The sequence below is a fragment of the Burkholderia sp. AW33-5 genome (assembly GCF_053427615.1).
The window spans coordinates 19631-45882 of record NZ_JBSAXA010000029.1 but is presented as its reverse complement, the minus strand read 5'-3'; the positions used below and the strand labels follow the sequence as shown (position 1 = coordinate 45882).

The following is a 26252-nucleotide window of genomic DNA, read 5'->3' as shown; positions in this document are numbered from 1 at the left end:
AGCAAACGCGTTTCGGTCATCGCATGGACGGGAATCGGCGCGTCGTGACTTCGTCATGACGCGCCGCCTTGAGACGATACGGACTGCTCAACCCGTCACAGCTGTCCCGCCGCTCCCGTCCACCGCAGGTAATCCCCACGCGTCCAGTCGAGGGACACGCCGACGCGCTTCGTCCCCGGCCGGATCTTCGGCTTGTACATCGACAGCGTCAGCGACTCCAGCGCGGGCCATTCGCGGAACGACATCACCGCGAGATCGGCGACGAGCGTTTCGAGCAGCCGCGTATGCGGCTTGTGCGACAGGAACGACGCGACGCGTGCGCAGTAGCCGTCGTAGTCGATCCACTCGCCCTGCTCGCTCGGCTCGCAGCGATACCCGAGCCGCGCGTCGATCACGATCGGCTGCGGCGCCTCGTGCTCGTGCGCGTGGATGCCGATCCGCGCGGGCACCTTCAGTTCGTCGACGAACACGCTCCAGCCACGCCCGCGCAGGCGCGGCGCGTCGATCGCCACGAACGGTTCGTCGAACGGCTTCATGATACGAGCGGCGCCGCGGCGTCGAGCATGATGCGCACGAAATAGTCGGCGAAGCTGCGACGCAGGACGATCTCGAACGTATCGTCGCCGGTCGGGATCAGCGTGATCGGCGACTTGAAGTAGTGCGACTGCGCGCACTGACCCGGCTTGAGCACACGCGGATGCAGATCGAGCGGGCAGCCGCGCGCGATCACGTCGCGCACGCGTTCGCCGCTGACCTCGACCACCGTGTAGCCGCTGCCGACGTCGACGGCCGCCGCATACGAACCCTGCACGGCCTCCGCGAGTTGCGCCTCGAGCACGCCCGCCTGCACGGGCCCGTTCGAACGCACGAGCCACTCGTCGGGACCGAGCCACAGCACGTCGTACTCGGCACCGCGCGCCACCGTGTTCGGTGCCGACGGCGGCCGGCAGCCGACCACGCGCTCGAACGCGCTGACGAATGCCGGGTCGCTCAGTTCGCCGCGCACGTTCACGAGATCGAGGAACGCCCGCTCGCGCAGCATGAACTTCTTCGACGCGCGCGCCTGGTGCGGCTTCAGCACATCGGCCGCGCCGACGAACGGCGATTCAAGCGTCACGCCCGCGCCCGCCACTTGCGACTGGTTTCTGGTTTCATTCCACATGCTGGCGCACCCCTTCGGTATCGTAGAAAACCGGGCTCGAGATCTTCGCGGTGACGCGCTTGCCGTTGGCCAGCGGAATCACGACGCTCTCGCCCATCTTGTTCAGGCCGCCCTTCACCACCGCCAGCGCGATCGAGCGCTTCAGGATCGGGCTGTAATAACTCGACGTCACGTGGCCGATCATCGGCGTCGGATCGACCGCCGACACCTGCGTGTCCTTCGCGATGATCTGCGCGCCTTCCGGCAGCACGAACTGTTCGTCCTCGGTCAGCAGGCCGACGAACTGCTTGCGGCCTTCCTTCTGCGTATCGGAGCGCGACAGCGAACGCTTGCCGAGGAAGTCCTTCGACTTCGCGACGAGCCCGCCCATCCCGAGGTCGTACGGCGTGATCGAGCCGTCGGTATCCTGGCCGACGATGATGTAGCCCTTCTCCGCGCGCAGCACGTGCATCGTCTCGGTGCCGTACGGCGTGATGTCGAACTCGGCACCGGCCGCCATCAGCGCTTCCCACACCGCGCGGCCCGCATTGGCCGGCACGTTCACTTCATAGGCGAGTTCGCCGGAGAAGCTGATCCGCATCACGCGCGCCTTCGCGCCCGCGACGGTGCCGTTCCGGTAGCTCATGAACGGGAACGCGTCGTTGCCGAAGTCGATGTCCTGGCACACCTTCTGCACGACCTTGCGGCTCTTCGGGCCGACCACCGCGAACGTCGCCCAGTGATCGGTGACGGACGCGAGCCGCACCTTCATGTCGGGCCATTCGGTCTGCAGCCAGCGCTCGAGCCACGTGAGCACGCGCGCCGCGCCACCCGTGGTCGTCGTCATCATGAAATGCTGGTCGGCGAGGCGCACCGTCACGCCGTCGTCGAACACCATCCCGTTTTCGTCGAGCATCAGCCCGTAGCGGCACTTGCCGATCTCGAGCTTGTTCCACGGGTTCGTGTACATCCAGTTCAGCAGCTTCACCGCGTCCGGACCCTGGATGTCGATCTTGCCGAGCGTCGACGCGTCGAGGATGCCGACGCCATTGCGCACCGCCAGGCATTCGCGCTTCACGGCCGCATGCAGATCCTCGCCGTTCTTCGGGAAATACCACGGCCGCTTCCAGTTGCCGACGTCTTCGAACATCGCGCCGTGCTCGACGTGCCATTCATGCACGGCCGTCTTGCGGATCGGGTCGAGGAAGTCGCCCGTCTCGCGGCCCGCGAACGTACCGAACGACACGGGCGTGTAGTTCGGGCGGAACGTCGTCGTGCCCGTTTCCGGAATCGTCTTGCCGAGCGCCTGCGCGAGGATCGCCATCCCGTTGATGTTGCCGAGCTTGCCCTGGTCGGTGCCGAAGCCCATCGCGGTGTAGCGCTTCACGTGCTCGACCGACTCGAAGCCTTCGCGCGCGGCCAGCAGGATGTCGGCGGCCGCCACGTCGTTCTGGAAGTCGACGAACTGCTTCGGCCCGCGTGCGGCGGCCTCGCGGCTGCCGACGAGCCACAACGGCTGCAGCGCGCCTTCGACGGTTTCCGCGACCTGCGGCGCGACGGGGCGCTGCGCGGCCGTGAAGCCCGCTGCCTTCGCCGCTTCGGCGCCCGCGTCGACCGCGAGCCGCAGCGCACGGGCGAGACCGAACTCGCCAGCGGCCGCGCCGATGCTCGCTTCCGCCTGCACGGGCTTGCCCGGCAGGAAGCAGGCCTTCTCGTCGTTCCAGCACGCCTTGCCGCCCGACTGCGCGAACAGGTGCAGCACCGGGCTGAAGCCGCCCGACATCGCGACGAGGTCGCACGGCAGCGACTGCAGCTTGCCGCCGGTCTGGCCGTTCGTGTAGGACGCGACGTCGACCGACGATACGCGCCACTTACCCGAAGCAGCCGTCACGACCGCACCGCTCATCACCGTCACGCCCTGCCGCTTCGCGGCCGCGGGCAGCGCGCCGCTCGACGACGCACGCGAATCGACGACCGTCACCTTGGCGCCGCACGCCTTCAGGTCGAGCGCGGTCTGGTATGCACGATCGTTGTTCGTGAACACGACCACGTTGCGGCCCGGCAGCACGCCGTAGCGATGCACGTAGGTGGACACCGCGCCGGCGAGCATCACGCCCGGCAGGTCGTTGTTGCCGAACACGATCGGACGCTCGTGCGCGCCGGTCGCGAGGATCACGCGCTTCGCGCGGACCTTCCACAGCAGCTCGCGCGTGCCCTTGCGCATCGACACCGGCTGGTGATCGGTCAGGCGCTGCGTGACCGTCACCAGGTTGTGGTCCTGATAACCGAACGCGGTGCTGCGCGACAGGATCGTCACGTCGGGCAGCTTGCGCAGTTCGGCCTCGATCTTCTCGACCCACTGCAATGCCGGCTTCGCGTCGATTTCCGCGCGGCACGACAGCAGGCTGCCGCCGAGTTCGCGCTGGTCGTCGACGAGAATCACGCGTGCGCCGGCCGTCGCGGCCGCATGCGCGGCGGCGAGGCCCGACGGGCCACCGCCGACCACGAGCACGTCGCAGTGCGCGTAGCATTTGTCGTAGCGATCGGCGTCGAGCACCTCGGGCGCCTTGCCGAGGCCGGCGGCCTCGCGGATCTTCTCCTCGTACTTCGGCCACATGTTGCGCGGCCACATGAAGGTCTTGTAGTAGAACCCGGCCGGCATGAAGCGCGAGAACTTCTGGTTGATCGCGTACTTGTCGTTCTCGAGCGACGGCGCCGCGTTCACGCTCGTCGCGACGAGGCCCTGGTACAGCTCGATCTCGGTCGCGCGCGCGTTCGGCACCGTGTACGGGCCGGTCTCGAGCTGCACGACGGCATTCGGTTCCGCGACGTCCGCCGTCACGATCCCGCGCGGACGGTGGTACTTGAAGCTGCGCGCGACGAAGTGCACGCCGTTCGCGAGCAGCGCGGACGCGAGCGTGTCGCCCTGGAAGCCCTGATACGTGCGGCCGTTGAACGTGAACGTCAGCGGAATCGCGCGATTGATGCGGCCACCGGTGCCGAGGCGGTCTTTCTGGCTCATTTGCTCGTGCCCTCTTCGTGTGCGTTGCCGGCGGCTGCGCCACCGAACTTTTCGTAGCCCTTGATATCGTAGGTCACCGTGTCGCGCGTGACCTTGAACCAGCGGCGGCAGCCCTGCGTGTGCAGCCACTGCTCGCGGTGGATACCGCGCTTGTTCTCGCGCATGAACACGTATTCGCCCCATTCGCGGTCGGTCATGTTCTCGTTCGCAACCGGGCGCACGATGTCGGCTTCACCGCCGCACGTGAACTCGGATTCGGCGCGCGGCCCGCACCACGGACATTCGATCAGCAACATGTTTCTTTCTCCTCGTTCAGTGCGGGGGTCAGTGCGCGACGGCGGCGGCGCCGTGCTCGTCGATCAGGTGGCCCGTGTAGAAGCGGTCGAGCGCGAACGGCGCGTTCAGCGGATGCGGTTCGTCGCGGGCGATCGTGTGCGCGAACACCCAGCCCGAGCCCGGCGTCGCCTTGAAGCCGCCGGTGCCCCAGCCGCAGTTGAAATAGAGGCCCTTCACGTCGGTCTTGGTGATGATCGGGCACGCGTCCGGCGACACGTCGACGATGCCGCCCCACTGGCGGTTCATTCGCACGCGCGAAAACACCGGGAACATCTCGACGATCGCCTGCAGCGTGCTTTCGATGATGTGGAAGCTGCCGCGCTGGCCGAAGCCCGTGTACTGGTCGATACCCGCGCCGATCACGAGGTCGCCCTTGTCGGACTGGCTGATGTACGCGTGCACCGCGTTCGACATGATCACCGAGTTGACCACCGGCTTGATCGGCTCCGACACCAGCGCCTGCAGCGGGTGGCTCTCGATCGGCAGGCGCACGCCGGCCATGTCGGCGAGCGTCGTCGTGTTGCCGGCTGCGACCACCGCGACCTTCTTCGCCTTGATGAAGCCCTTCACCGTATCGACGCCGACCACCGCGCCGCCTTCGCGACGAATGCCCGTCACCTGGCAGTTCTGGATGATGTCGACGCCGGCGCGGTCGGCGCCGCGGGCGAAGCCCCAGGCCACCGCGTCGTGACGCGCGACGCCCGCACGGCGCTGGATCGATGCGCCGAGCACCGGATAGCGGCTGTTCAGGTTGATCGTCGGCTCGATTTCCTTGATCTGCGCGGGCGTCAGGAACTCGGCGTCGACGCCGTTCAGGCGGTTCGCGTTCACGCGACGCTCGGTGTCACGCACGTCCTGCAGCGTATGCGCGAGGTTCATCACGCCGCGCTGGCTGAACATCACGTTGTAGTTGAGGTCCTGCGACAGCCCTTCCCACAGCTTCATCGCCTTCTCGTACAGCGCGGCCGATTCGTCCCACAGGTAGTTCGAGCGCACGATCGTCGTGTTGCGCGCAGTGTTGCCGCCGCCGATCCAGCCTTTCTCGAGGATCGCGACGTTCGTGATGCCGTGTTCCTTCGCGAGGTAATACGCGGTCGCGAGGCCGTGGCCGCCGCCGCCGACGATCACGACGTCGTATTCCTTCTTCGGTTCCGGGCTCTTCCACTGCTTTTCCCAGTTCTCGTGATACGAGAGGCCGTTGCGGAACAGGCTGAATATCGAGTAGCGGCTCATGTTAGTGATCCTTCGTTAGCATTCGATGACGTTCACGGCGAGACCGCCGCGCGACGTTTCCTTGTATTTCGTCTTCATGTCGGCACCCGTCTCGCGCATCGTCTTGATCACCGAATCGAGCGATACGTAGTGCTGGCCGTTACCCTTGAGCGCCATCCGCGATGCGTTCAGCGCCTTGATCGCGCCCATCGCGTTGCGTTCGATGCACGGAATCTGCACGAGCCCGCCAACCGGATCGCAGGTCATGCCGAGGTTGTGCTCCATCCCGATCTCGGCCGCGTTCTCGACCTGGTCGGGCGTGCCGCCCATCACCGCGGCGAGCGCGGCCGCGGCCATCGAGCACGCGACGCCCACTTCGCCCTGGCAGCCGACTTCCGCGCCCGAGATCGACGCCGTTTCCTTGTAGATGATCCCGATCGCCGCGGCCGTCAGCAGGAATTCGACGATGCCGGCTTCGTTCGAGCCCGGCACGAACTTCACGTAGTAGTGCAGCACCGCGGGGATCACGCCGGCCGCGCCGTTCGTGGGCGCGGTGACGACCCGGCCGCCCGCCGCGTTCTCCTCGTTGACGGCCATTGCATACAGGTTGACCCAGTCGAGCATCGACAGCGGATCGCGCAGCGACTCCTCCGAACGCGCCCGCAGGCGCCCGTTCAGTTCGGCCGCGCGACGCTTCACGCGCATCGGGCCCGGCAGTTCGCCCTCGACCTTGCAGCCGCGCTCGACGCACGCGGCCATCGTGCGCCAGATCGCGAGCAGCCCGCCGCGCACCTCGTCTTCCGGACGCAGCGTGCATTCGTTGCGCAGCATCAGCTCGGCGATCGACAGCCCGTGTTCGCGGCACTGGCGCATCAGGTCGTCGCCGGTGCGGAACGGATACGGCACGTCGGCCGCAGCACGCACGCCGTTCACGCGATCGCCGTCGCGGTTCACGACGAAGCCGCCGCCGATCGAGTAATACTCCTTCTCGACGAGCAACTGGCCGTGCTCGTCGAACGCCTGGAAGCGCATCCCGTTCGGATGGACGATGCTGGTGCCGCTCATCAGCTTGCGATAGAAACCGATGTTCTCCTTCTCGTCGAAGCGAATCGTCTGCTTGCCGAGCAGCGCCAGCGACTTCTCCGCGCGGATCGCCGCGAGCCGGGGCTCGATCAGGTCCGGATCGATCGTGTCGGGCAAATGACCCTCGAGGCCGAGCAGCACCGCCTTGTCGGTGCCGTGGCCCTTGCCCGTTGCACCGAGCGAGCCGTATAGTTCGACCCGCACGCGGCGCACGAAGCCGAGCAGGTTCGCGTCCTCGATGTGCGACGCGAAGCGGCACGCGGCGATCATCGGGCCGACCGTATGCGAGCTGGACGGGCCGATACCGATCTTGAACAGGTCGAACGCGCTGACGTTCATCTGACTTCCTCTGGGTGGGCGTACGTGAAATGTCGTTGGCATCAGTACATCAAAGCGTAAAATTGGCCGATAGAACAAAAACGGCATCGGCGTGGGATACCGCCGCCAAGCCCCGCGCAGGACGGTCGGAAAGTGCGTTTTGACGATGATTGACGACGAAAAACCACAAGTCGGCCGGCGCGCGCGCCAGCCGGCAACCGTGCCCGCGAACAGACTGCAACGAGTGAGACCCGCCTTCCCGGCGTGACGAGATTGACCGCGATGACACCCGACGTACCCGCTTCCCCCCTCGCCGAACCCGCGCCGCAGCGCATCCGTTTCGGCATCGTGCTGCTGCCGAACTTCACGCTCACGGCCTTTTCGGGTTTCGTCGACATGCTGCGGCTGTCGGCCGACGACGGCGACTACAGCAAGCCGGTGCGCTGCGCGTGGAGCGTGATCGGCGAAACGCTGGCGCCGGTGCGCGCGAGTTGCGGGATCCAGATCACGCCGTGGGAAACCTTCGAGAGCGCCGAACCGTTCGACTACGTGGTCGTGGTCGGCGGGCTGCTGCATTCGGGGCCGCAAGCCGGCCCCGAGACGCTCGACTTCATCCGCCGCGCGGCGACGGGCGGCGCGACGGTCGTCGGGATCTGCACGGGCGTGTTCACGCTGATGCGCGCGAACGTGCTCGACGGCTACCGCACGTGCGTGAGCTGGTTCCACTACTGGGATTTCATCGAGCGCTTCCCGAACGCCGATCCCGACATGCTGATCGCCGATCGCCTGTTCGTGATCGACCGGCGCCGGATCACCTGCTCGGGCGGCCGCGCGTCGATCGACGTCGCCGCCGCGATCCTGCTGCGCCATTTCGATCATGCGACCGTGCAGAAGGCACTGCGCATCCTGCTCGTCGGCGAGATGCAGAAGGGCAATGCGCCGCAGCCGCATCCGCCGGGCCTCGAGCCGGCCACGCACCCGAAGGTCAAGCGCGCGATTCTCCTGATGGAACAGCATGTCGGCCGCGCGCTGCCGCTCGAGGAACTCGCGTGCAAGCTCGACATGTCGACGCGCCAGCTCGAGCGGCTGTTCAAGGCCGAGACGGGCAAGAGCCCGCAGGCGTTCGCGAAGCAGGTGCGGCTGCGCACGGCCGCGTGGCTGCTGACCAGCTCCGACCGCACCGTCGCCGATATCGCGTCGAGTTGCGGGTTCGCCGACGCGTCGCACCTCGGCCGCGAGTTCCGCAAGCAGTTCGGCGTGCCGCCGGCGACCTATCGCGAGCGCGGCGGGGACGGCGCAGAAGCCGGCGTGCCGGTGACCGCCGATTCCGATCCCGTCGAAGACATCGCCGACTGACGATCGCGCGCGTCGCCCGCGCGCGCCCTTTCCCGCCCTTTCCTTCTCCTGCCCGCGCTTGGACGTCGCACGATCGCGGCATTTTCCCGCCACTTGGAACCGGTTCCAATCAACTTGACCGACGTTGCAGCCCGTTGACCGAGGGTTATCCCGGATGCTGACGCACCTTCAAATTTGTATGATGACCACATCACCTTACAAACCAGAGCGCCATGTTCGAGAAGATTCCCGCCCGTGCGATGAGCGACCACGTCGCGCAGCAGCTGCTGAAGCAGATCGAAGTCGGCAGTTTCTCGGCCACCGGCAAGCTGCCGACGGAAGCCGTGCTCGCGCAGGAATTCGGCGTGAGCCGCACCGTGATCCGCGAGGCGATCTCGCGGCTGAAGAACGAAGGCGTGGTCGAGCCGCGCCAGGGCAGCGGCGTATACGTGAACCAGCACGGCGCGATCCGGCCGCTGCGGATCGACTACGCGGAAGCCGTCGAGGCGAGCTCGCTGCCGCACCTGCTCGCGGTGCGCCGCGCGATCGAGGCTGAAGTCGCGGCCGAAGCCGCGCTGCACCACACGGCCGACGACATGGCCGACATCGACGACGCATTGCGCAAGATCGACGACGCGGCGGCCGAAGGGCGCGACGGCGTCGCGGAAGACGTCGCCTTCCACCGCACGATCGCGGCCGTCACCGGCAACCCGTATTTCCTGAAGACGCTGCAGTTTCTGAACCAGTACCTCGAGGCCGGCGTGAAGGTCACGCGGCGCAACGAAGCGACGCGCGAGGATTTCTCGCGGCAGGTGCGCGAGGAACACGCGGCGATCGCCGACGCGATCCGCGCGCGCGACCCGATGGCGGCGCGCAATGCGGCGCGCACGCACATGTACAACGCCGCCCGCCGTCTCGCGGAAGCCGGCATCTGCTGATGAACGATTGCTGAATGCGGCGGCCCGGGCCGAACCGGTGCCGTCGTTGTCCCGAACCTTTCCCGAATCGATCAAGGTTGACCATGTCACGAAATGTTGGAGTCATCGGCCTCGGCGCGATGGGCCTCGGCGTCGCCCGCTCGCTGCTGCGCGCGGGGTTCCGCGTGCACGCATGCGACGTGCGCGACACCGTGCTGCAGGCGTTCGCGGCCGAAGGCGGCGTGGCCTGCGCGAGCCCGGCCGAACTCGGCGCGCGATGCGATGTCGTCGTCACGCTCGTCGTCAATGCCGCGCAGACCGAAACGGTGCTGTTCGGCGAACACGGCGCGGTCGCGGCGATGAAGCCGGGCGGCGTCGTGATCGCGAGCGCGACCGTCGCGCCCGACTTCGCGGTCGCGCTCGGCGCGCGCATCGAGGCCGCGGGCCTGCAGATGCTCGACGCGCCGGTATCCGGCGGCGCCGCGCGCGCGGCCTCCGGCGAGATGACGATGATGACGTCGGGCCCCGCCGCCGCGTATGCCGGCTGCGACGACGTGCTCGACGCGATCGCCGGCAAGGTGTATCGCCTCGGCGACGCGCACGGCATCGGCTCGAAGGTGAAGATCATCAACCAGCTGCTGGCCGGCGTGCATATCGCGGCGGCCGCCGAGGCGATGGCCCTGGGCCTGCGCGAAGGCGTCGATGCCGACGCGCTCTACGACGTGATCACGCACAGCGCCGGCAACTCGTGGATGTTCGAGAACCGCGTGCCGCACATCCTGAACGGCGACTACACGCCGCTGTCGGCCGTCGACATCTTCGTGAAGGATCTCGGCCTCGTGCTCGATACCGCGCGGCGCAGCAAGTTCCCGCTGCCGCTGTCGGCCACCGCGCACCAGATGTTCATGAGCGCGTCGAGCGCCGGCCACGGCGGCGAGGACGATTCCGCCGTGATCAAGACTTTCCCCGGCATCACGCTGCCGCCCGCCCGCTGATTCGAACGACGTTCCTGCCATGACCGCTTCCGCTTCCCGTCCCCTGCTCGGCTGCATCGCCGACGATTTCACCGGCGCGACCGATCTCGCGAACATGCTCGTCAAGAGCGGCATGCGTACCGTGCAGACGATCGGCGTGCCCGCCGGCGACGCCGCAGTCGACGCCGACGCGATCGTCGTCGCGCTGAAGTCGCGCACGATTCCCGCCGCCGACGCCGTCGCGCAATCGCTCGCCGCCCACGAATGGCTGCGCGCGCAGGGCTGCCGGCAATTCTTCTTCAAGTACTGCTCGACGTTCGACTCGACCGACGCGGGCAACATCGGGCCCGTCGCCGATGCGCTGCTCGATGCGGCCGGCGGCGGCTTCGCGATCGCGTGTCCGGCGTTCCCGGAGAACGGCCGCACGATCTTCCGCGGCCACCTCTTCGTCGGCGACGTGCTGCTGAACGAATCGGGCATGGAGAACCACCCGCTCACGCCGATGAAGGACGCCAACCTCGTGCGCGTGCTGCAGCGGCAAACGAAATCGCAGGTCGGCCTGATCCGCTACGACACGATCGCGCTGGGCGCGGCCGCCGTGCGCACGCGGATCGAGCATCTGCGCGCGGAAGGCGCGCGCTTCGCGATCGCCGACGCGCTGTCGGATCGCGACCTCTACGTGCTCGGCGAAGCGTGCGCGGGCCTGCCGCTCGTCACCGGCGGCTCGGGCGTCGCCCTCGGCCTGCCCGCGAATTTCCGTCGCGCGGATCAGCTGCCCGAGCGCGACAACGCGGCCTCGCTGCCGCGCATCGACGGGTTGTCGGCGGTGCTCGCCGGCAGCGCGTCGAAGGCAACCAACGCCCAGGTCGCCGCGTGGCGCGAAAGCCGGCCGAGCTTCCGGATCGATCCGCTCGCGGCCTCGCGCGGCGAGCCCGTCGTCGACGCCGCACTCGCGTTCGCACGCTCGCACCTGCCGCAACCCGTGCTGATCTACGCGACCGCGACACCCGACGAAGTGAAGGCCGTCCAGCAGGCGCTCGGCGTCGAGGCAGCCGGCCATCTCGTCGAGAGCACGCTCGCGGCGATCGCCAGGGGCTTGCGCGAGCTCGGCGTGCGCAAGTTCGTCGTCGCCGGTGGCGAGACGTCCGGCGCGGTCGTGCAGGCGCTCGACGTGAAGTCGCTGCAGATCGGTGCGCAGATCGATCCGGGCGTGCCGGCGACGGCCACCATCGACGCGCAGCCGCTCGGCCTCGCGCTGAAATCCGGCAACTTCGGCACGGTGGACTTTTTCGACAAGGCGCTGCGCGCGCTCGACGGAGCCGCATGATGAGCCACGAAGCGAAACTGCGCGAAGAGATCTGCGTCGTCGGCGCGAGCCTGTATGCGCGCGGCCACGCAGTCGGCAGCGCCGGCAACATCAGCGCGCGTCTGGACGACGGCTGGCTGATCACGCCGACCGATGCCTGCCTCGGCCGCCTCGACCCGAACGACATCGCGAAGGTCGGCCTGGACGGCCAGCCGCGCTCGGGCGGCAAGCCGTCGAAGACGCTCGCGCTGCATCGCGGAATCTACGCGCGCAACGCGCAGGCGCACGGCATCGTCCATACGCATTCGACGCACCTCGTCGCGCTGACGCTCGCGGGCGTATGGCGCGACACCGACGTGCTGCCGCCGATCACGCCGTACTACGTGATGAAGGTCGGCCACATTCCGCTGATCCGCTATCGCCGCCCCGGCGACCCGGCCGTCGCGGCCGAAGTCGCGGCACTCGCCGATCAGGTTCGCGGCGTGCTGCTCGACCGCCTCGGCCCGGTGATGTGGGGGCAGTCGGTGTCGCACGCGTCGTACGCGCTCGAGGAACTCGAGGAAACCGCGCGGCTTTGGCTGATGACGAACCCGAAGCCCGAGCCGCTGTCCGACGCCGCGCTCGACGAGCTGCGCCAGACCTTCGGCGCACGCTGGTAACGCAACGTATCGCGCCCGGATCTCGCAGGACTACGTACCGATTCCCATGCCCGCCGTGTGCGCGGGCCCTTCCATCAGCACACACGACACAATCCGACGGCGTGCGCGCCGCCGGCACATGACATCCCAGGAGACGACGATGACTGCTCTCGACGCGGCCGCAGGCCGCTCGCCCGCCGCGCCCGCCCAATCGGCCGAACTCGACCGCACCTACAAAAAAGTGTTCTGGCGCATCGTGCCGTTCCTGATGCTCTGCTACGTGGTCGCGTATCTCGATCGCGTCAACGTCGGCTTCGCGAAGCTGCAGATGTCGCAGGACCTCGCGTTCAGCGAAACCGTGTTCGGCCTCGGCGCCGGCATCTTCTTCCTCGGCTACTTCCTGTTCGAACTGCCGAGCAACATGCTGATGCACCGCATCGGCGCGCGCATCTGGATCGCGCGGATCATGATCACGTGGGGCCTGTTGTCCGCGCTGTTCGCATTCGTGAAGACGCCGACGCAGTTCTACGTGCTGCGCTTCCTGCTCGGTCTCGCGGAAGCCGGCTTCTATCCGGGCGTGATCCTGTACCTCACGTACTGGTTCCCGTCGCATCGCCGCGCGAAGATCATCGCGGTGTTCATGTCGGCGATTCCGGTGTCGGGCATCTTCGGCAACCCGCTGTCGGGCTGGATCATGGAGCGCTTCCACGGCGGCTCGGGCTTCCACGGCTGGCAATGGATGTTCATGATCGAGGCCGTGCCGGCCGTGCTCGTCGGCATCGCGACGATCCTGTATCTCGACAACAGCATCCGCAGCGCGAAGTGGCTCGACGAGCGCGAGAAGCAGATCCTCGAGGATGAAATCGCCGCGCAGCCGCAGGAACAGCAACAGCACGGCCATTCGCTGAAGGCCGTGTTCTCCGATCCGCGCATGTGGTGGATGTCGCTGATCTACTTCGCGTTCGTCACCGGTCAGTACGGTCTCACGTTCTGGATGCCGACGCTCGTCAAGTCGACCGGCATCACCGATACGTTGCAGATCGGCCTGCTGTCGGCGATTCCGTTCGTCGTCGCGATCGTCGTGATGAACCTGTTCGGCCACAGCGCGGACAAGCGCCGCGAACGCCGCTGGCACCTGATCGTGCCGGCGCTGATGGGCGCGGTCGGGTTTGCGGTCGCCGCGTCGTACTCGCACAATACGGCGGTGTCGATCGTGTTCCTGTCGCTCGCGGCGGGCGGCGTGCTGACCTGCGCACCGCTGTTCTGGTCGCTGCCGACCGCGTTCCTCGCCGGCTCCGCCGCGGCCGCCGGGATCGCGATCATCAACTCGGTCGGCAACCTCGCCGGGTTCGCGAGCCCGTACGTGATCGGCTACCTGAAGGACGTCACGCACAGCACGGCGTCCGGCATGTATGTGCTGGCCGCCATGCTCGTGATCGGCGCGATCGCCGTGTGGCTCACGCCCGCGAAACTCGTGAACCGCTGATCCGTCATTCGACGCGGGGCGCCGTGCGCCCTGCCCCATTCATTCACAGGACCCGCTGCCATGCCCCGCTTCGCCGCCAACCTCTCGATGATGTACACCGAGCACGCGTTCCTCGAACGCTTCGCCGCTGCCTCGTACGACGGCTTCAAGGCCGTCGAGTACCTGTTCCCGTACGACTTCGCCGCCGAGGACATTCGCGCGCGCCTCGACGCGCACAACCTCGAGCAGGCGCTCTTCAACGCGCCGCCGGGCGACTGGGCCGCCGGCGAGCGCGGGATCGCGTCGCTGCCGGGCCGCGAGGACGAGTTCCGGCGCGGCATCGACCAGGCGCTCGACTATGCGCGCGTGCTCGGCAACAAGAAGCTGCACGTGATGGCCGGGATGGTCGCGCCGGGCGCCGACCGCGCGCGCCATCGCGATACCTACGTGGCGAACCTGCGGCATGCGGCGCAGGCGGCGGCCTCACATGGCATCACGATCCTGATCGAGCCGATCAACCAGCGTGACATGCCCGGCTATTTCCTGAGCCGCCAGGACGATGCGCACGACATCCGCGCGGAAGTCGGCGCGCCGAATCTGAAGGTTCAGTTCGACTGCTATCACTGCCAGATCGTCGAAGGCGATCTCGCGATGAAGCTCAAGCGCGATTTCGCGGGCATCGGCCACATCCAGATCGCCGGCGTGCCCGAGCGTCACGAGCCGGACATCGGCGAACTCAACTACCCGTATCTGTTCGAGCTGATCGACGCGCTCGGCTACGACGGCTGGATCGGCTGCGAGTATCGCCCGAAGGCCGGCACGTCCGAAGGGCTCGGCTGGCTCAAGCCTTATCTGTAATCCACGCATTCCGAAGAGGGCTCACAACATGAAAGTACTGATCACCGGCGGCGCCGGCTTTCTCGGCCAGCGTCTCGCGCGCAAGCTGCTCGAGCGCGGCGAACTGACCGGCCCCGACGGCCGGACCGGCAAGATCGACGAGCTGGTGCTGCTCGACGTCGTGAAGGGCAGCGATTTCGGCGACGCGCGCGTGACGTCGATCGTCGGCGACATCGCCGATCGCACGGTGCTCGAAAGCGCGATCGACGCGCAAACGGGCGCGATCTTCCATCTCGCGGCGATCGTCAGCGGGCAGGCCGAAGCCGATTTCGATCTCGGCATGCGGATCAATCTCGACGCGTCGCGCACGCTGCTCGAAGTGTGCCGCGCGCGTGGCCATCGTCCGCGCGTCGTGTTCACGAGCTCGGTGGCCGTCTACGGCGGCGTGTTGCCCGACGTCGTGCAGGACGACACCGCGCTGAATCCGCAATCGTCGTACGGCGCGGAGAAGGCGATCGCCGAACTGCTTCTGTGCGACTACGCACGGCGCGGCTTCGTCGACGGACGCGTGCTGCGGCTGCCGACCATCAGCGTGCGGCCCGGCCGCCCGAACGCGGCGGCGTCGTCGTTCGCGAGCGGCATCATCCGCGAACCGCTGAACGGCGAGGAAAGCGTGTGCCCGGTGCCCGGTTCGACGCGGCTGTGGCTGCTGTCGCCGCGCGGCGCGATCGACGCGCTCGTCGCGGGTTGCGAGATCGACAGCGAGAAGCTCGGCAACAAGCGCGTGATCAACCTGCCCGGCCTGTCGGTGTCGGTCGACGAAATGATCGCGGCGCTGCGCGAAGTCGCGGGCGACGACGTCGTGAAGCTGATCCGTCATGCGCCGGACGAACGCGTCGAGAAGATCGTCGGCAGCTGGCCGGGCCGCTGGGACACTACGCGCGCCGAAGCGCTCGGCCTGAAGGGCGACACGTCGTTCGCGGACGTGATCCGCAGCTACATCGCCGACGAACGACGTTGATCGCCGCGCCGGCCTGCGAGGCAAGCGGCCGCGTCGGCGAACCGCTGCCCGCCCGGCTGGCCGGCAACGTCGTGCCGCATCAACGCGGCCCGGCGGACTCACCGACGGGCATCGATGCGCGCTTCGCCTCGTACGGCGAGCGCGCCGCGCCGGCCGCATGCTGCCATGCGAGCAAGCCCGGCAGATAGAACAGCAAGTCGCGCACGCGCCGCGCGCCGGCGAGTGCCAGACAGGTCGGCGCGTCGAACCCGAGCAGCCCGCCGATCAGCACGAACCCGCCCTCCTGCACGCCCAGCCCGCCCGGCATCAGGAATGCGATGCTGCTCAGGAGCTGGATCAGCGCTTCGATCGCGAGCGCCTGCGCGAACGTCGGATCGGCGCCGAGGAAATGCAGCGCGAGCCAGATTTCCAGCGAATAGCCGACAAATTGCAGCGTCTGCCAGATCGCCAGATAGCGGACGACGACACCCGTCTTTCTCCAGATCATCCGGATCGACTGATCGGTGCGTGCCGATTCGCCGACCAGCGCCACCACCTTGCCGCTCGTGACGCGGTTGACCACGCGCATCGCGCGCTCGAACGGCCGCGCGTGCTGAACCAGCGCGAACAGCAGCAGCACCGGCACGAGCGCCGCCATGCCGATGGCGAGGCGCGCGGCCACCTGCGCGGCGTCGGACGACACGTGTTCGAGCACGTAGCCGATCGCGACCAGCGCGAACACGAGCTGGCTGATCAGCGTCAGTTGCATGTCCGCGACGAGGCTCGCCACGGCAGTCGCCGGGCGCACGCCCGCCTGCCGCAGCAGGCTGAACGACACGATCTCGCCGCCGATCCGCGCGACCGGCAACAGCCCGTTGATCGATTCGCGGATCCATACGAGCTTGAGCATCGTCGCGAACGACGGCCGGCGTGGGCCACGGATCAGCATCCGCCAGTCCCACGCATTCGCGAGCATCGGCAGGATGTGGGCCAGCGCGGCGACCAGCAACCCGGCGCCGGCAATCCGCAACCGATGCAGGATCTCCAGCGGATGCTCGCGCCAGATCAGCCACACCGCGAGCACCAGCCCGGCCAGCGCCGCCGCGCGCCCCGCATGCCGCAACCGTGCGTCGCGACGCGCGGACGGCCGGTCCGCGCCTTCGACATCGGAATGCGCGTCGTGCATCATGATTTCCCCGCCGGCGACAACAAGCCCTCGCGGTCGACGCGAAAGCGCGTGCCGCGCCAGACGACGTGCGACGAGAAGAAGCTCGACACGAACACCGCGAACTGCAGCAAATCGACGAACGGCAGCCAGAGCGCGCCGCGCAGACCCGCGCCGGTGGCGCGGCTCGTCCGGAACATCAGCAGCGCCCGCGCGACGAGTGCCGCGACCGCCAGCCACCAGGCGACGAGCGTGCCGCCGGAAAACAGCACGGCCAGCAATGCAAGCGGCAGCGGATGCATCAGCACCGACCCGGCGTGACCGAGCCGGTCCGCCGCGCGGATCGTGCAGCTCCAGCGCAATTCGTGCGCGTACAACCTGGCGAAGGTCTCTTCGACACAGGCATGTCCGACGACGAACGGCGGGACGACGACCTGCGCGCCGACCTGCCGCACCGCTTCGCCGAGCGCGTGATCCTCGGCCAGGTGGTGCGCGAAACGCGTGAGCCCGCCGATGCGTTCGAGCGTCGCGCGCGTGATCGCAATCGTCTGGCCAAAGCACGGACGGGCACGCCCGATGAAAAGCCCGGTAATGACGCCCGGCAGGAAATGGTAGTTCGTCATCGCGACGGCGACACCGGGCCAGAAGCCCGGCGACGCGACGCCGCGATACACGCTCGTCACGATGCCGACTTCCGGCGGCTGTAGCGCGCCGACGACGGCACGCAGATAATCGCGCTCGACCAGCACATCGCTGTCGGCGAGACACAGCACCGAATGTTCCGCGTGTTCGAGCATGTTGACGAGATTCGCGATCTTGCGATTCGGCCCGTATAACCGCGCATCGGCGACGACCTTGATGTTCGCGTCCGGATGGCGCGCGCGCAGCGTCTCGACGGCCTTGAGCGCCGCGTCGCCCGCATCGTGCACGCCGAACAGATGTTGTACCGGCCCCGGATAATCCTGGACGAAGAAGCTTTCAAGATGCTGTACGAGGTTCCATTCGTCGCCGTGCAGCGGTTTCGCGACGGTGACGCCCGGATAGTCGCGCGGCACCGCCCGCGCGCGCGAAAAGAACCGGCCGACCAGCACGCTGGCCGTGACAGTGTAGGCAATGCCGAGCAACACGCCCAGCCCGCAGGCGATCGACATCGCGCCGGCCAGCGCGTACAGCACATGCAGCAAGACCATGCTTCTCCCCAGTGGTGGCCCAATGACGGCGACGCCCGGGGCCGGCACGCGCGAACGCGCGCTCACCCGTACACGCCGCCGTATCGATTCCCGTTGAGCCGGATATGCAGGACGACCAGCCGACGGTACGCGCAATCAGATGACACGGCTACCGTGCGGCGATCGATTCCGGACACGCGCACATAGCCGCAGACATCCGCGGCCCTGAACGCCGCGTCGGCCACCTTACGGGCCGACAGGATCGCGGTCGCGACCGCGACGACGGCCCAGATGCGGAATGTCATCGTCGTGAAAAACGCTTCGGGTACGCGCAGCGCAAACAACGAAACCAGCACGAAACACTGAATGAACATGCCGGCGAGCGCGGCGATCAACAGATAGGCGCGCCATCGCTCGATCGTCGAGGGTGCCATCAGGAATGAACCTCCCGTGCGGACGACCCGCATCGATCCTGCGTCGATCGACACGGTCGCGGGGGTGGACGGGCAAGCGCGTGCATGACGCGCGGAACCCGGTTCGGGGATCAGGGGAAGCGGAGTTCGACCCGAGAAACGTTGTGGCCGATCGTAGCCGGAATGCCGGTGCCGAACCTTAAGCGATCTTCAGAATCGGGCGATATTTGAGGGAGCGCAATTACAATCCGTTGCACGACGCGCACAGTCCGGCTCGTACAATTGCATGTATCTGCACACGAATCGACCATGCGACTCCTCCTTGTCGAAGACGACGACCTCATCGGCAGCGGCCTCGAAATCAGCCTGAGTCAGGCCGGTTATCAGGTCGACTGGCTGCGCGACGGTCATGCCGCCGCCGCCGCGCTCGCGACGACGCGCTTCGCCCTCGTCGTCCTCGATCTCGGCTTGCCCGGCAAATCGGGAACGGAACTGCTGCGTGCGATGCGGGACGCGGGCGATACCACGCCGGTGCTCGTGCTGACCGCGCGCGGCACCGTGGCCGATCGGGTCCGCGGCCTCGACGACGGCGCCGACGACTATCTCGCGAAACCGTTCGAGCTGTCCGAGGTGCTCGCCCGCTGCCGCGCGCTCGTGCGCCGCTCCCAGGGTCGCACCGGCGACGAGATCGTGTGGCGCGACATCACGATCGACCTGACCACCCAAACGGTGACACGCGATGCGGCGCGCATCGCGCTGACGTCACGCGAATGGACCATCCTCGTTCAGCTCGTCAGTCATGCGGGCATGCCCCAGTCGCGGGCGCGTCTCGAGGACGGCCTGTACGGATGGCAGGAAGGCATCGAAAGCAATGCGATCGAGGTCCACATCTCGAACCTGCGCAAGAAGCTCGGCGCGGAACTGATCCGGACGGTGCGAGGCATCGGTTACGTCGTCGACAAACCATGATCTCGCGCTCGATACGGCGCCGCGTTTCGGCGATGGCGCTCGGCTGCGTGACCGTCGTCTGGATCGTCGCCGTGTTCGGCAGTTTCCGGCACGCGACACGCGAGATCGGCGAATGGGAAGACGCCCGTCTCGTCGAATATGCGTCGCTGCTCGTCGACCTCGCGCCGGCCGACCTCGACCGCCTCGCCCGCTTCCCGCCCGACGCGCGCATCGAACTGGCTCACGGCACGTCGGCCGCCGCGCGGGACAACGACGGCGATCGTCTGCCGCGCGACGTACTGTTCGAAGTCCGCGACGCGCGGGGCAACGTCATCGCGTCGAGCCTGCCGGTCGACGCCCCCGGCCGGCCCGATGCAGCCGGCCGAAGCGACACCCCCGAAACGATCGTCGTGCGCGGCGCGCAATGGCGCACGCACACACTGCGCGACGACGCGTCGGGCCGATGGATACGGGTGATGGAGCCGGCCAACATACGCAGCGATCTCGCGACGGGCATCGCGCGCGGCATCGTCTGGCCGCTGATCGTCGCGCTCCCGGTGCTGGCGTTGCTGCTCTGGTTCCTGATCGGGCGCAGTCTCGCGCCGCTGAAAACGCTGTCGACGCTGATCGGCGCGCGCGATGCGCACTCGCTCGAACCGCTCGGCGTCACGACCGTTCCGGAAGAAGTCCGCACGCTGGTCGACGCAATCGACCGCCTGCTCGCCAGACTGCGGCAGTCGATCGTGCGCGAGCGGGCATTCACGTCCGACGCGGCGCACGAACTCAAGACGCCGCTGGCCGCGATCAAGGTTCAGGCCCAGGTCGCGCTCGCGACCGACGATCCGACGCGCAAACAGCTCGCCATGCAGCGCGTGGTGCAAGGCGTCGATCGCAGCGCGCGTCTCGCCGAACAGTTGCTGCTGCTCGCGCGGCTCGACGAATACGAACGCATTCCGGTGCGCGCCGTCGTCGTCCGCGAACTGGTCGACGCGGCCATCGAACGGCATCTCGCGAAGGCGTCGGATCACTGCATCGCCATCGTCGCCAGCGGCACGCCGGGGCGAGCGATTCAGGCCGATCCGATCCTGCTCGGCATCCTGCTCGACAATCTGCTCGACAACGCGGTCAAGTACGGCCGGCAGGGGGGCCGCATCGAGATCGACGTACACGACGACGGCGCCGCGCAGCGCATCGTCGTGCGCGACGACGGGCCCGGCGTCGCCCCCGGCGAGCACGAGCGGCTCGGCGATCGTTTCTATCGCGGCGTGGGCACGCAGTTGCCCGGCAGCGGGCTCGGGCTGTCGATCGTCCAGCGCATCGCGCAATACTTCGGCGGCACCGTGCAATTCGGGCCCGGCATCGGCGGCCACGGTCTCGGCGTCACGATCTCGATGCCGTCGGCTGAATCCGCTCGGATCGATCGCACGCAGGCGTTATCGGACGAAGCCCGTGCGCGACCGCACGCTTAACGTTTCGTTAAGGATTCGGCCGTAAAATCCGCCGGAAGATACGGTCCTCATCCGCTTGCCAGGAGCTTTCATGTCTACAACCGCACGATACGACGCAGTCGCACGCCTTCTTCACTGGCTGATCGTGGCGCTGGTCGTCGCGCAATATGCAATCGGCTGGACGATGCCCGACGTGCATCGCGACACGCAACCGGTCGGCCTGATCGCCGCGCACCTGATCGTGGGCACCGCGCTGCTTGCCGCAATGGCTTGCCGCGTGCTCTGGCGTGTGACGCATCGCCCGCCCGCCGACGAACTGTCGCCCGCGATGCGCGCGGTGTCCGGCGCAACGCACTTCGGGCTCTATGCACTGCTGATCGCGGTGCCGTTGCTCGGCTGGATCAATGCGTCGTCGCGCACATGGGCGGTGACGCTGTTCGGCGTCGTCCCGCTGCCGGCGCTGTCGGCGGCCGGCTCGGGATTCGGGCACGCGATGGGCGACGTGCACGGCATCCTCGCGTGGGTGCTGTTCGGCGGCATCTGCCTTCACGTCGCGGCCGCGGTCGCGCATCGTTTCGTCCTGCGCGACGGCGTCATGCAACGGATGATGCCCTGGTAATCTCGCCACCTGCGCCATGGCGCACCATCGCAGGCAGCGATCCGGCAATGACGGATCGCGCGCTCGCCTGCATCGCGGCTCACCCTGCAATCCACCTGCGCGCCCATCGGAATCGGGCAACGCGCTGATCGCGGCGCCGCGCGAAGCGGCGCGCGATCGACGGCCTCGCCGTCCGTGCGGTTCGGCCAGGCCGCGCGCCGCGAACGGCGTGCGTATTGCCGTACCGCGAACACGTCGGCCCGAAGACACAGACGTACATGTCGACACCTAGTTGTCGGTCTGCGCCGGCATGACGGCGGCCGGCGCGGTCGCGGCGGGCAAAGCCGCCATCCTCGCCCGATCCTGCTCGGCGACCTTCGCCAGCGCGGCCTGAATGTCCGCCGGATATTCCCCGTCGTCCCCCTTCGACGGATCGTAGCCCGCCGCTTCCAGACGAATCAGTTCCTCGCGAACCTGTGCACGCGTGAGCGGCGCATTCGATTGCGCGAATGCAGACTGACCGGATACCACGCCGATCATCATCAGTAGTGCGATACAAATTTTCATCATGAACTCCTTCAATGTTGCGTGCCGATCAACCTGCGCGGATGCCGGGCCGGCCGCGGTGGCCCGCTTCTTCAGCTTCCGAAATACGGCGTGCAAAAGCTCTCGGGGCCCACGCACGCGGCCGAGCGCGGACGCGACGGCAGTACCGTCGGCCTTCCCGCATCGGAAGTCGCGGCCGGATCGCTGCCGACCGCGGTTTCGGCCTGATGCCGAGGCATCTGTTCGGCCTGCTGCCGGAATAGCGGACTCACGTCCGGATACGACGTATCGGTCACGAAGCGCAGCCCGTTGTTTTCGGCGTCGATCAATTGCTGCCTGACCTGCGCGCGCGTCAGCGCCTGTGCCGACGCAGGCGTCGCGACACTCGCGACGGACATCGCCGCCACCATGGCGGCCACCAGCCAATGCGTATTCATGCTCACTCCTTCGGAAGTCAACGAAACGACGTGCTACACCCGTATGACGACGCGGGGTGCCCGTTTATTCCCGGAATGGCGAACCGCTTGCGCAGGACATTCATCGAACTGTCATTCTTTCGTCAGCCGGCGTAACCTGACGTAACGCAGGCCCCACCGCGCGTGGGGCAGACTGACGACACCTTGTGGATCGCGCCTCGATCATGTCCGTCGCTTACGACTATGCAGCCGGCCTGCTTCGCACGCTGTTCGACCGTCATATCGACAGCGGTGCCGTGCTCGACCCGGCCATGTTCCCCGACGCCGAGCGATTCGTCCGCGCGTGGCCGGCCATTCGCTCGGAAGCACTGGCCGTCGCGCGCGACCTGCCGCGCATCCCGCGCTTCCACGAGATCATGCGCGAGCAGCACGACATCTCGGCCAACGATGCACGCGACTGGCGGATGTTCATCATGCAGGCGTACGGCCAGCCGTTCCCGCGCAACCTGTCGCGTTGCCCGACCGTCGAATCGATCGTCGCGGCATCGCCGGACGTGTTGTCCGCGTCGCTGTCGTTCCTCGCGCCCGGCAAACACATTCCGCCGCATCGCGGACCGTTCCGCGGCATCCTGCGCGGCTATCTCGTGCTGTCGATGCCGAAGCGCGCCGACGGCACGCCGGCCGCGGTGCTGAAGATCGACGGCCATGAATACCGGCTCGAAGAAGGCCGCTTCCTGCTGTGGGACGACACGTTCGTGCACGAGGTGTGGAACGACAGCGACGCAGTGCGAATCGTGCTGCTGCTCGATATCCGACGGCGCGGCATGCCGCGCTTGCTGACGTGGCTGTCGAATGCGGTGATCGGCGTCGTGCGGCTCGGAATCCGGATGCGGGGGCGATCGATCCCGGTCTAGCCATCCGCACCGCGCCCGCCCGTCGCGGTCAATCCTCGCGCGCGAGACGCGTCAGGACCTCCGCGAGCGCTTGAATCGCGGGTTGCGTGGCGCGCTGCGTCGGGTAGACGAGGTAGTAACCGAGGCCGTTGCGCACCACCTCCGGGAACGGCGTGACCAGCGCGCCGGCTGCCAGCCGGTCCGCCGCCATGCGCGGATCGCCGATCGCGACGCCGTGCGCGTCGGCCGCGGCCGTCAACGTCAGTTCGAGCGTATCGAATACGAGCCCGGTGTCCGGGTCGATCCGCGTTGCGCCGACGGCGTCGAGCCAGCATCGCCATTCGTCGCGATTGCGTGCGGGATGCAGCAGCGTCGCGTGCGCGAGATCGGCGATCGACTTCAACGACGCACCGATCCCGCGCGTACACATCGGCGTGAGGCACTCGTCGAACAGCGGCACCGCCACCATTCCCGCCCAGTTTCCGGTACCGCGCACGACGATGGCATCGAAATCGGCGTCGGTGAAATCCGGCGTGTCGTCCGCCGACGTGTGAATGCGCAATTCGGTTCGCGGCAACGCGTGATTGAGCGCCGACAGCCGCGGCAGCAGCCACCGGATCGCGAACGTGGATGGCAGGCGCAACGTCAGGGTCGACGCGGCATGCGCATGGGCATGCGCGTGTCGCGCCAGTTGCGCGAGCACGTCGATGGCCACCGTCAGCAACGCGCCGCCTTCCGCGGTCAACGTCAATCCCGACGGATGACGAACGAATAACGCACACCGGTAGTGCGCTTCCAGTTGCTGCACCTGACGGCTCACCGCACCCTGGGTCCGGCACAGATGCTCGGCCGCCCGGTTGAAACTGCCGAGTTCGGCGGCGGCGACGAACGCCTGGAACGCCGTCAACGGCGGCAGCGCACGCGTGAGATCCGCCAGCGGATATGCGCGGGCGGCATACCCGGGTTGCGGATTATTCGTTTGTTCGGTCATCGCTGCATCGCTATCGTGGTTGAACCGGCTCGCGACGGCTGTCGCGGACGGCTCGTCATCAATCAACGGAGAAATACCATGGTCTCGTCGTCCGACGCACTATATACGCGGCAGGTCGATACCTACCTGAAAGCGCTCGAACGCGGCGACGTCGCCGAGATCTGCGCGCTGTTCGCGCCGGATGCGCGGATATTCTCGCCGTTTCTCGGCTGGATGGCGCCGCAGCCCTTTTTCGAAAAAGTCGCGGCGGCATCCGGACAAAGCCGGATCACGCCGATCGACATCTGCGTCAGCACGACGGGCGCGCGTCGGGCCACCGGCTATTTCGTTTACGACTGGGGACTGAAGGACGGCGCCGAGGTGCGGTTCGAATGTGTCGACGTCTTCGAATTCGACGACGACGCGCGCATCGAGCGCATGGTCATCATCTACGACACGCATCCGGTGCGAAGTACCGTCGGCGACAAGTACGCATAGCCGGATCGTTGCGCGGCGCAGCAAGGTCGCCGCGCCGCCGGCCGTACCGCAAATGCCGCTGCTGGCCCGATCGATCGCCTACACTACAGACCGTCCCCCCGCGCGGCTCCTGCCAGCCACTACCATGGCCCACCTCTTCTTCGCGGCGTCGATCCAGCGCCATATCGACACGCCCGAGCGCGACATCGACGCACGGACGCTCGGCGAAGCGCTTGAAACCGTCTTCGGCGAGCAGCCGCGGCTGCGCGGCTATATCGTCGACGACCAGGGTGCGCTGCGAAAGCACCTGTCGGTGTTCATCGACGGCCAGCCGGTGCGCGACCGGCAACACCTGTCCGATGCGCTCGGCGATGCCAGCCGCGTCTATGTCGTGCAGGCGCTGTCCGGCGGATAAAGGGACGCATCTCCATCGAAGCAAGTGCCCGGTCGGACCAACTGGAGACACCCGACATGAACGATCGACTGCTCGTCGCGACCCGCAAGGGCCTGTTCGTGCTGCACGCCGACGGCAACGGCGGCTGGTCGCTCGGCGAGCCGCACTTCATCGGCGAACCCGTCAGCATGGCGCTGGCCGACCCGCGCGACGGCACGCTGTATGCGGCGCTCAATCTCGGCCATTTCGGCGTCAAGCTGCATCGCCGGCGTGCCGATGCCGCCGCATGGGAGGAATGTGCGGTGCCCGTCTATCCGCCGCAGCCCGCCGACGCGCCTCGCGCCGACGCCGGCACCCACGCGGGCGCCAGCGATTCGGATGACGAAGCGCCTGCCCCGCCGCGCCCGCCGTGGACGCTTCAGCAGATCTGGTCGCTCGAAGCCGGCGGCGCCGACGAGCCGGGCGTGCTGTGGGCCGGCACGATACCGGGCGGACTGTTCCGCTCCGACGACGGCGGCGATTCGTGGGTGCTCAACCGCGCGCTATGGGACCGCCCGGAGCGCGCCGAGTGGTTCGGCGGCGGCTACGATGCCGCCGGCATCCATTCGGTGATGATCGATCCGCGCGACAGCCGGCACGTGACGATCGGGATTTCGTGCGGCGGCGTCTGGCAGACCTTCGACGGCGGCGCGACCTGGCGCGTCAGCGCCGACGGCATGGAAGCCGACTACATGCCGCCCGAGCGGCGCGGCGAACCCAACGTGCAGGATCCGCACCGCGTCGTCCAGTGCGCAGCCGCGCCCGATGTGCTGTGGACCCAGCATCACTGCGCGATCTTCCGCTCGACCGACGGCGCCGCGCACTGGCAGCGGATCGAGGCGCAGCCGTCGAGCTTCGGCTTCGCGGTCGCGGTGCATCCGGCAGATCCCGACACCGCGTGGTTCGTGCCGGCCGTGAAGGATGCGTGCCGGATTCCGGTGAACGGCCGGTTCGTCGTCACGCGCACGCGCGACGGCGGCCGCAGCTTCGAGACGCTGTCGAACGGGCTGCCGCCCGCGCCGGCCTACGACCTCGTGTATCGGCACGGGCTCGCGGTGGACGACTCCGGCACGCATCTCGCGATGGCGTCGACGACGGGCGGGTTATGGACGTCCGGCGACGGCGGTGACAACTGGCGGCAGGTCTCCGCGCATTTGCCGCCGGTGTATTGCGTGCGTTTCGGGTAACGAAC

The 26252-nt window shown here is 67.7% G+C and carries 27 protein-coding genes; 15 read left to right on the top strand and 12 right to left on the bottom strand.

What is annotated here, in order from left to right; genetic code table 11:
- Positions 1-95: 95 nt before the first annotated feature.
- From ACV22V_RS29120 to ACV22V_RS29095, 6 genes are read right to left on the bottom strand one after another with little or no spacing between them, the layout of a single operon-like run.
- Entirely contained in the window at positions 96-536 is a 441-nt protein-coding gene (locus ACV22V_RS29120; RefSeq protein WP_059452158.1) for a dihydroneopterin aldolase, read from the bottom strand.
- Positions 533-1162, bottom strand: a complete 630-nt coding sequence (locus ACV22V_RS29115) for a sarcosine oxidase subunit gamma (protein ID WP_059534099.1) — start codon at positions 1160-1162, stop codon at positions 533-535. Before ACV22V_RS29115 ends, ACV22V_RS29120 begins: the two co-directional genes overlap by 4 nt.
- The gene (locus ACV22V_RS29110) at positions 1152-4163 is read right to left on the bottom strand and encodes a sarcosine oxidase subunit alpha family protein (protein WP_059702402.1); all 3012 of its coding nucleotides are present in this window, start codon (positions 4161-4163) and stop codon (positions 1152-1154) included. The genes ACV22V_RS29115 and ACV22V_RS29110 overlap by 11 nt, the downstream gene beginning before the upstream one ends.
- Positions 4160-4459 carry a sarcosine oxidase subunit delta gene (locus ACV22V_RS29105; RefSeq protein WP_059534095.1) on the bottom strand — a complete coding sequence of 100 codons (300 nt, stop codon included), beginning with the start codon at positions 4457-4459 and terminating at the stop codon, positions 4160-4162. The genes ACV22V_RS29110 and ACV22V_RS29105 overlap by 4 nt, the downstream gene beginning before the upstream one ends.
- A 28-nt stretch (positions 4460-4487) precedes the next feature.
- Positions 4488-5732 carry a sarcosine oxidase subunit beta family protein gene (locus ACV22V_RS29100; RefSeq protein ID WP_006480591.1) on the bottom strand — a complete coding sequence of 415 codons (1245 nt, stop codon included), beginning with the start codon at positions 5730-5732 and terminating at the stop codon, positions 4488-4490.
- Positions 5733-5747: 15 nt separating this feature from the next.
- Entirely contained in the window at positions 5748-7133 is a 1386-nt protein-coding gene (locus ACV22V_RS29095) for an L-serine ammonia-lyase (protein WP_059534094.1), read from the bottom strand.
- Positions 7134-7394: 261 nt separating this feature from the next.
- Here ACV22V_RS29095 and ACV22V_RS29090 point away from each other — a divergent pair, with 261 nt between their 5' ends.
- The 8 genes from ACV22V_RS29090 to denD all read left to right on the top strand — a co-directional run bounded on the left by ACV22V_RS29090 (position 7395) and on the right by denD (position 15605).
- Complete coding sequence (locus ACV22V_RS29090; RefSeq protein WP_059534345.1) at positions 7395-8468, top strand: GlxA family transcriptional regulator; 1074 nt, start codon at positions 7395-7397, stop codon at positions 8466-8468.
- A gap of 212 nt (positions 8469-8680) precedes the next feature.
- A complete protein-coding gene (locus tag ACV22V_RS29085; RefSeq protein ID WP_059534092.1) occupies positions 8681-9385 on the top strand; it encodes a FadR/GntR family transcriptional regulator in 705 nt (234 codons plus the stop codon).
- A gap of 83 nt (positions 9386-9468) precedes the next feature.
- Positions 9469-10359 carry an L-threonate dehydrogenase gene (ltnD, locus tag ACV22V_RS29080; RefSeq protein ID WP_059466901.1) on the top strand — a complete coding sequence of 297 codons (891 nt, stop codon included), beginning with the start codon at positions 9469-9471 and terminating at the stop codon, positions 10357-10359.
- Between the two features lie 19 nt (positions 10360-10378).
- Positions 10379-11665: a 3-oxo-tetronate kinase gene (gene otnK, locus ACV22V_RS29075; protein ID WP_448016239.1), complete on the top strand. Its 1287-nt coding sequence runs from the start codon at positions 10379-10381 to the stop codon at positions 11663-11665.
- Positions 11665-12303: a 3-oxo-tetronate 4-phosphate decarboxylase gene (gene otnC / locus ACV22V_RS29070; RefSeq protein ID WP_059689007.1), complete on the top strand. Its 639-nt coding sequence runs from the start codon at positions 11665-11667 to the stop codon at positions 12301-12303. The genes otnK and otnC overlap by 1 nt, the downstream gene beginning before the upstream one ends.
- Positions 12304-12442: 139 nt before the next feature.
- Positions 12443-13768 carry an MFS transporter gene (locus ACV22V_RS29065; RefSeq protein ID WP_059689008.1) on the top strand — a complete coding sequence of 442 codons (1326 nt, stop codon included), beginning with the start codon at positions 12443-12445 and terminating at the stop codon, positions 13766-13768.
- 60 nt (positions 13769-13828) lie between these two features.
- Positions 13829-14605 (top strand): 2-oxo-tetronate isomerase, encoded by a 777-nt coding sequence (gene otnI, locus ACV22V_RS29060; protein WP_059688986.1) that lies wholly within the window; start codon positions 13829-13831, stop codon positions 14603-14605.
- A 28-nt stretch (positions 14606-14633) separates the two neighbouring features.
- Positions 14634-15605, top strand: coding sequence for a D-erythronate dehydrogenase (gene denD / locus ACV22V_RS29055; protein WP_448016238.1), 972 nt, complete (start codon positions 14634-14636; stop codon positions 15603-15605).
- Between the two features lie 79 nt (positions 15606-15684).
- Here denD and ACV22V_RS29050 read toward each other — a convergent pair whose 3' ends face one another.
- The 3 genes from ACV22V_RS29050 to ACV22V_RS29040 form a co-directional block, all read right to left on the bottom strand.
- Positions 15685-16773 (bottom strand): lysylphosphatidylglycerol synthase domain-containing protein, encoded by a 1089-nt coding sequence (locus tag ACV22V_RS29050; protein ID WP_448016237.1) that lies wholly within the window; start codon positions 16771-16773, stop codon positions 15685-15687.
- Positions 16770-17939 (bottom strand): bacteriohopanetetrol glucosamine biosynthesis glycosyltransferase HpnI, encoded by a 1170-nt coding sequence (gene hpnI, locus ACV22V_RS29045; RefSeq protein ID WP_448016235.1) that lies wholly within the window; start codon positions 17937-17939, stop codon positions 16770-16772. The genes ACV22V_RS29050 and hpnI overlap by 4 nt, the downstream gene beginning before the upstream one ends.
- Before the next feature lie 62 nt (positions 17940-18001).
- Positions 18002-18406 carry a hypothetical protein gene (locus ACV22V_RS29040; protein ID WP_448016234.1) on the bottom strand — a complete coding sequence of 135 codons (405 nt, stop codon included), beginning with the start codon at positions 18404-18406 and terminating at the stop codon, positions 18002-18004.
- Between the two features lie 234 nt (positions 18407-18640).
- Between ACV22V_RS29040 and ACV22V_RS29035 the strand changes: the two genes are divergently transcribed.
- The 3 genes from ACV22V_RS29035 (at position 18641) to ACV22V_RS29025 (ending at position 21346) form a co-directional block, all read left to right on the top strand.
- On the top strand, positions 18641-19300 hold the full coding sequence (locus ACV22V_RS29035) for a response regulator (RefSeq protein ID WP_059702412.1): 660 nt from the start codon (positions 18641-18643) through the stop codon (positions 19298-19300).
- A complete protein-coding gene (locus ACV22V_RS29030; RefSeq protein WP_448016233.1) occupies positions 19297-20748 on the top strand; it encodes an ATP-binding protein in 1452 nt (483 codons plus the stop codon). Before ACV22V_RS29035 ends, ACV22V_RS29030 begins: the two co-directional genes overlap by 4 nt.
- Before the next feature lie 70 nt (positions 20749-20818).
- Entirely contained in the window at positions 20819-21346 is a 528-nt protein-coding gene (locus ACV22V_RS29025; protein WP_448016231.1) for a cytochrome b, read from the top strand.
- Between the two features lie 267 nt (positions 21347-21613).
- Here ACV22V_RS29025 and ACV22V_RS29020 read toward each other — a convergent pair whose 3' ends face one another.
- Positions 21614-21892, bottom strand: a complete 279-nt coding sequence (locus ACV22V_RS29020; RefSeq protein ID WP_448016257.1) for a DUF4148 domain-containing protein — start codon at positions 21890-21892, stop codon at positions 21614-21616.
- Between the two features lie 71 nt (positions 21893-21963).
- A complete protein-coding gene (locus tag ACV22V_RS29015; RefSeq protein WP_059534070.1) occupies positions 21964-22308 on the bottom strand; it encodes a DUF4148 domain-containing protein in 345 nt (114 codons plus the stop codon).
- A gap of 203 nt (positions 22309-22511) precedes the next feature.
- Here ACV22V_RS29015 and ACV22V_RS29010 point away from each other — a divergent pair, with 203 nt between their 5' ends.
- Positions 22512-23201 carry an aspartyl/asparaginyl beta-hydroxylase domain-containing protein gene (locus ACV22V_RS29010; protein ID WP_448016230.1) on the top strand — a complete coding sequence of 230 codons (690 nt, stop codon included), beginning with the start codon at positions 22512-22514 and terminating at the stop codon, positions 23199-23201.
- A gap of 28 nt (positions 23202-23229) precedes the next feature.
- Here ACV22V_RS29010 and ACV22V_RS29005 read toward each other — a convergent pair whose 3' ends face one another.
- The gene (locus tag ACV22V_RS29005; RefSeq protein WP_448016229.1) at positions 23230-24171 is read right to left on the bottom strand and encodes a LysR substrate-binding domain-containing protein; all 942 of its coding nucleotides are present in this window, start codon (positions 24169-24171) and stop codon (positions 23230-23232) included.
- A 78-nt stretch (positions 24172-24249) separates the two neighbouring features.
- On the opposite strand from ACV22V_RS29005, the gene ACV22V_RS29000 reads away from it, so the two are divergent.
- The 3 genes from ACV22V_RS29000 (at position 24250) to ACV22V_RS28990 (ending at position 26247) form a co-directional block, all read left to right on the top strand.
- Positions 24250-24648 carry a nuclear transport factor 2 family protein gene (locus ACV22V_RS29000; RefSeq protein ID WP_059688996.1) on the top strand — a complete coding sequence of 133 codons (399 nt, stop codon included), beginning with the start codon at positions 24250-24252 and terminating at the stop codon, positions 24646-24648.
- Positions 24649-24772: 124 nt separating this feature from the next.
- Positions 24773-25042: a MoaD/ThiS family protein gene (locus ACV22V_RS28995; protein ID WP_006749905.1), complete on the top strand. Its 270-nt coding sequence runs from the start codon at positions 24773-24775 to the stop codon at positions 25040-25042.
- A gap of 56 nt (positions 25043-25098) precedes the next feature.
- The gene (locus ACV22V_RS28990; protein WP_448016227.1) at positions 25099-26247 is read left to right on the top strand and encodes a WD40/YVTN/BNR-like repeat-containing protein; all 1149 of its coding nucleotides are present in this window, start codon (positions 25099-25101) and stop codon (positions 26245-26247) included.
- Positions 26248-26252: the final 5 nt, after the last annotated feature.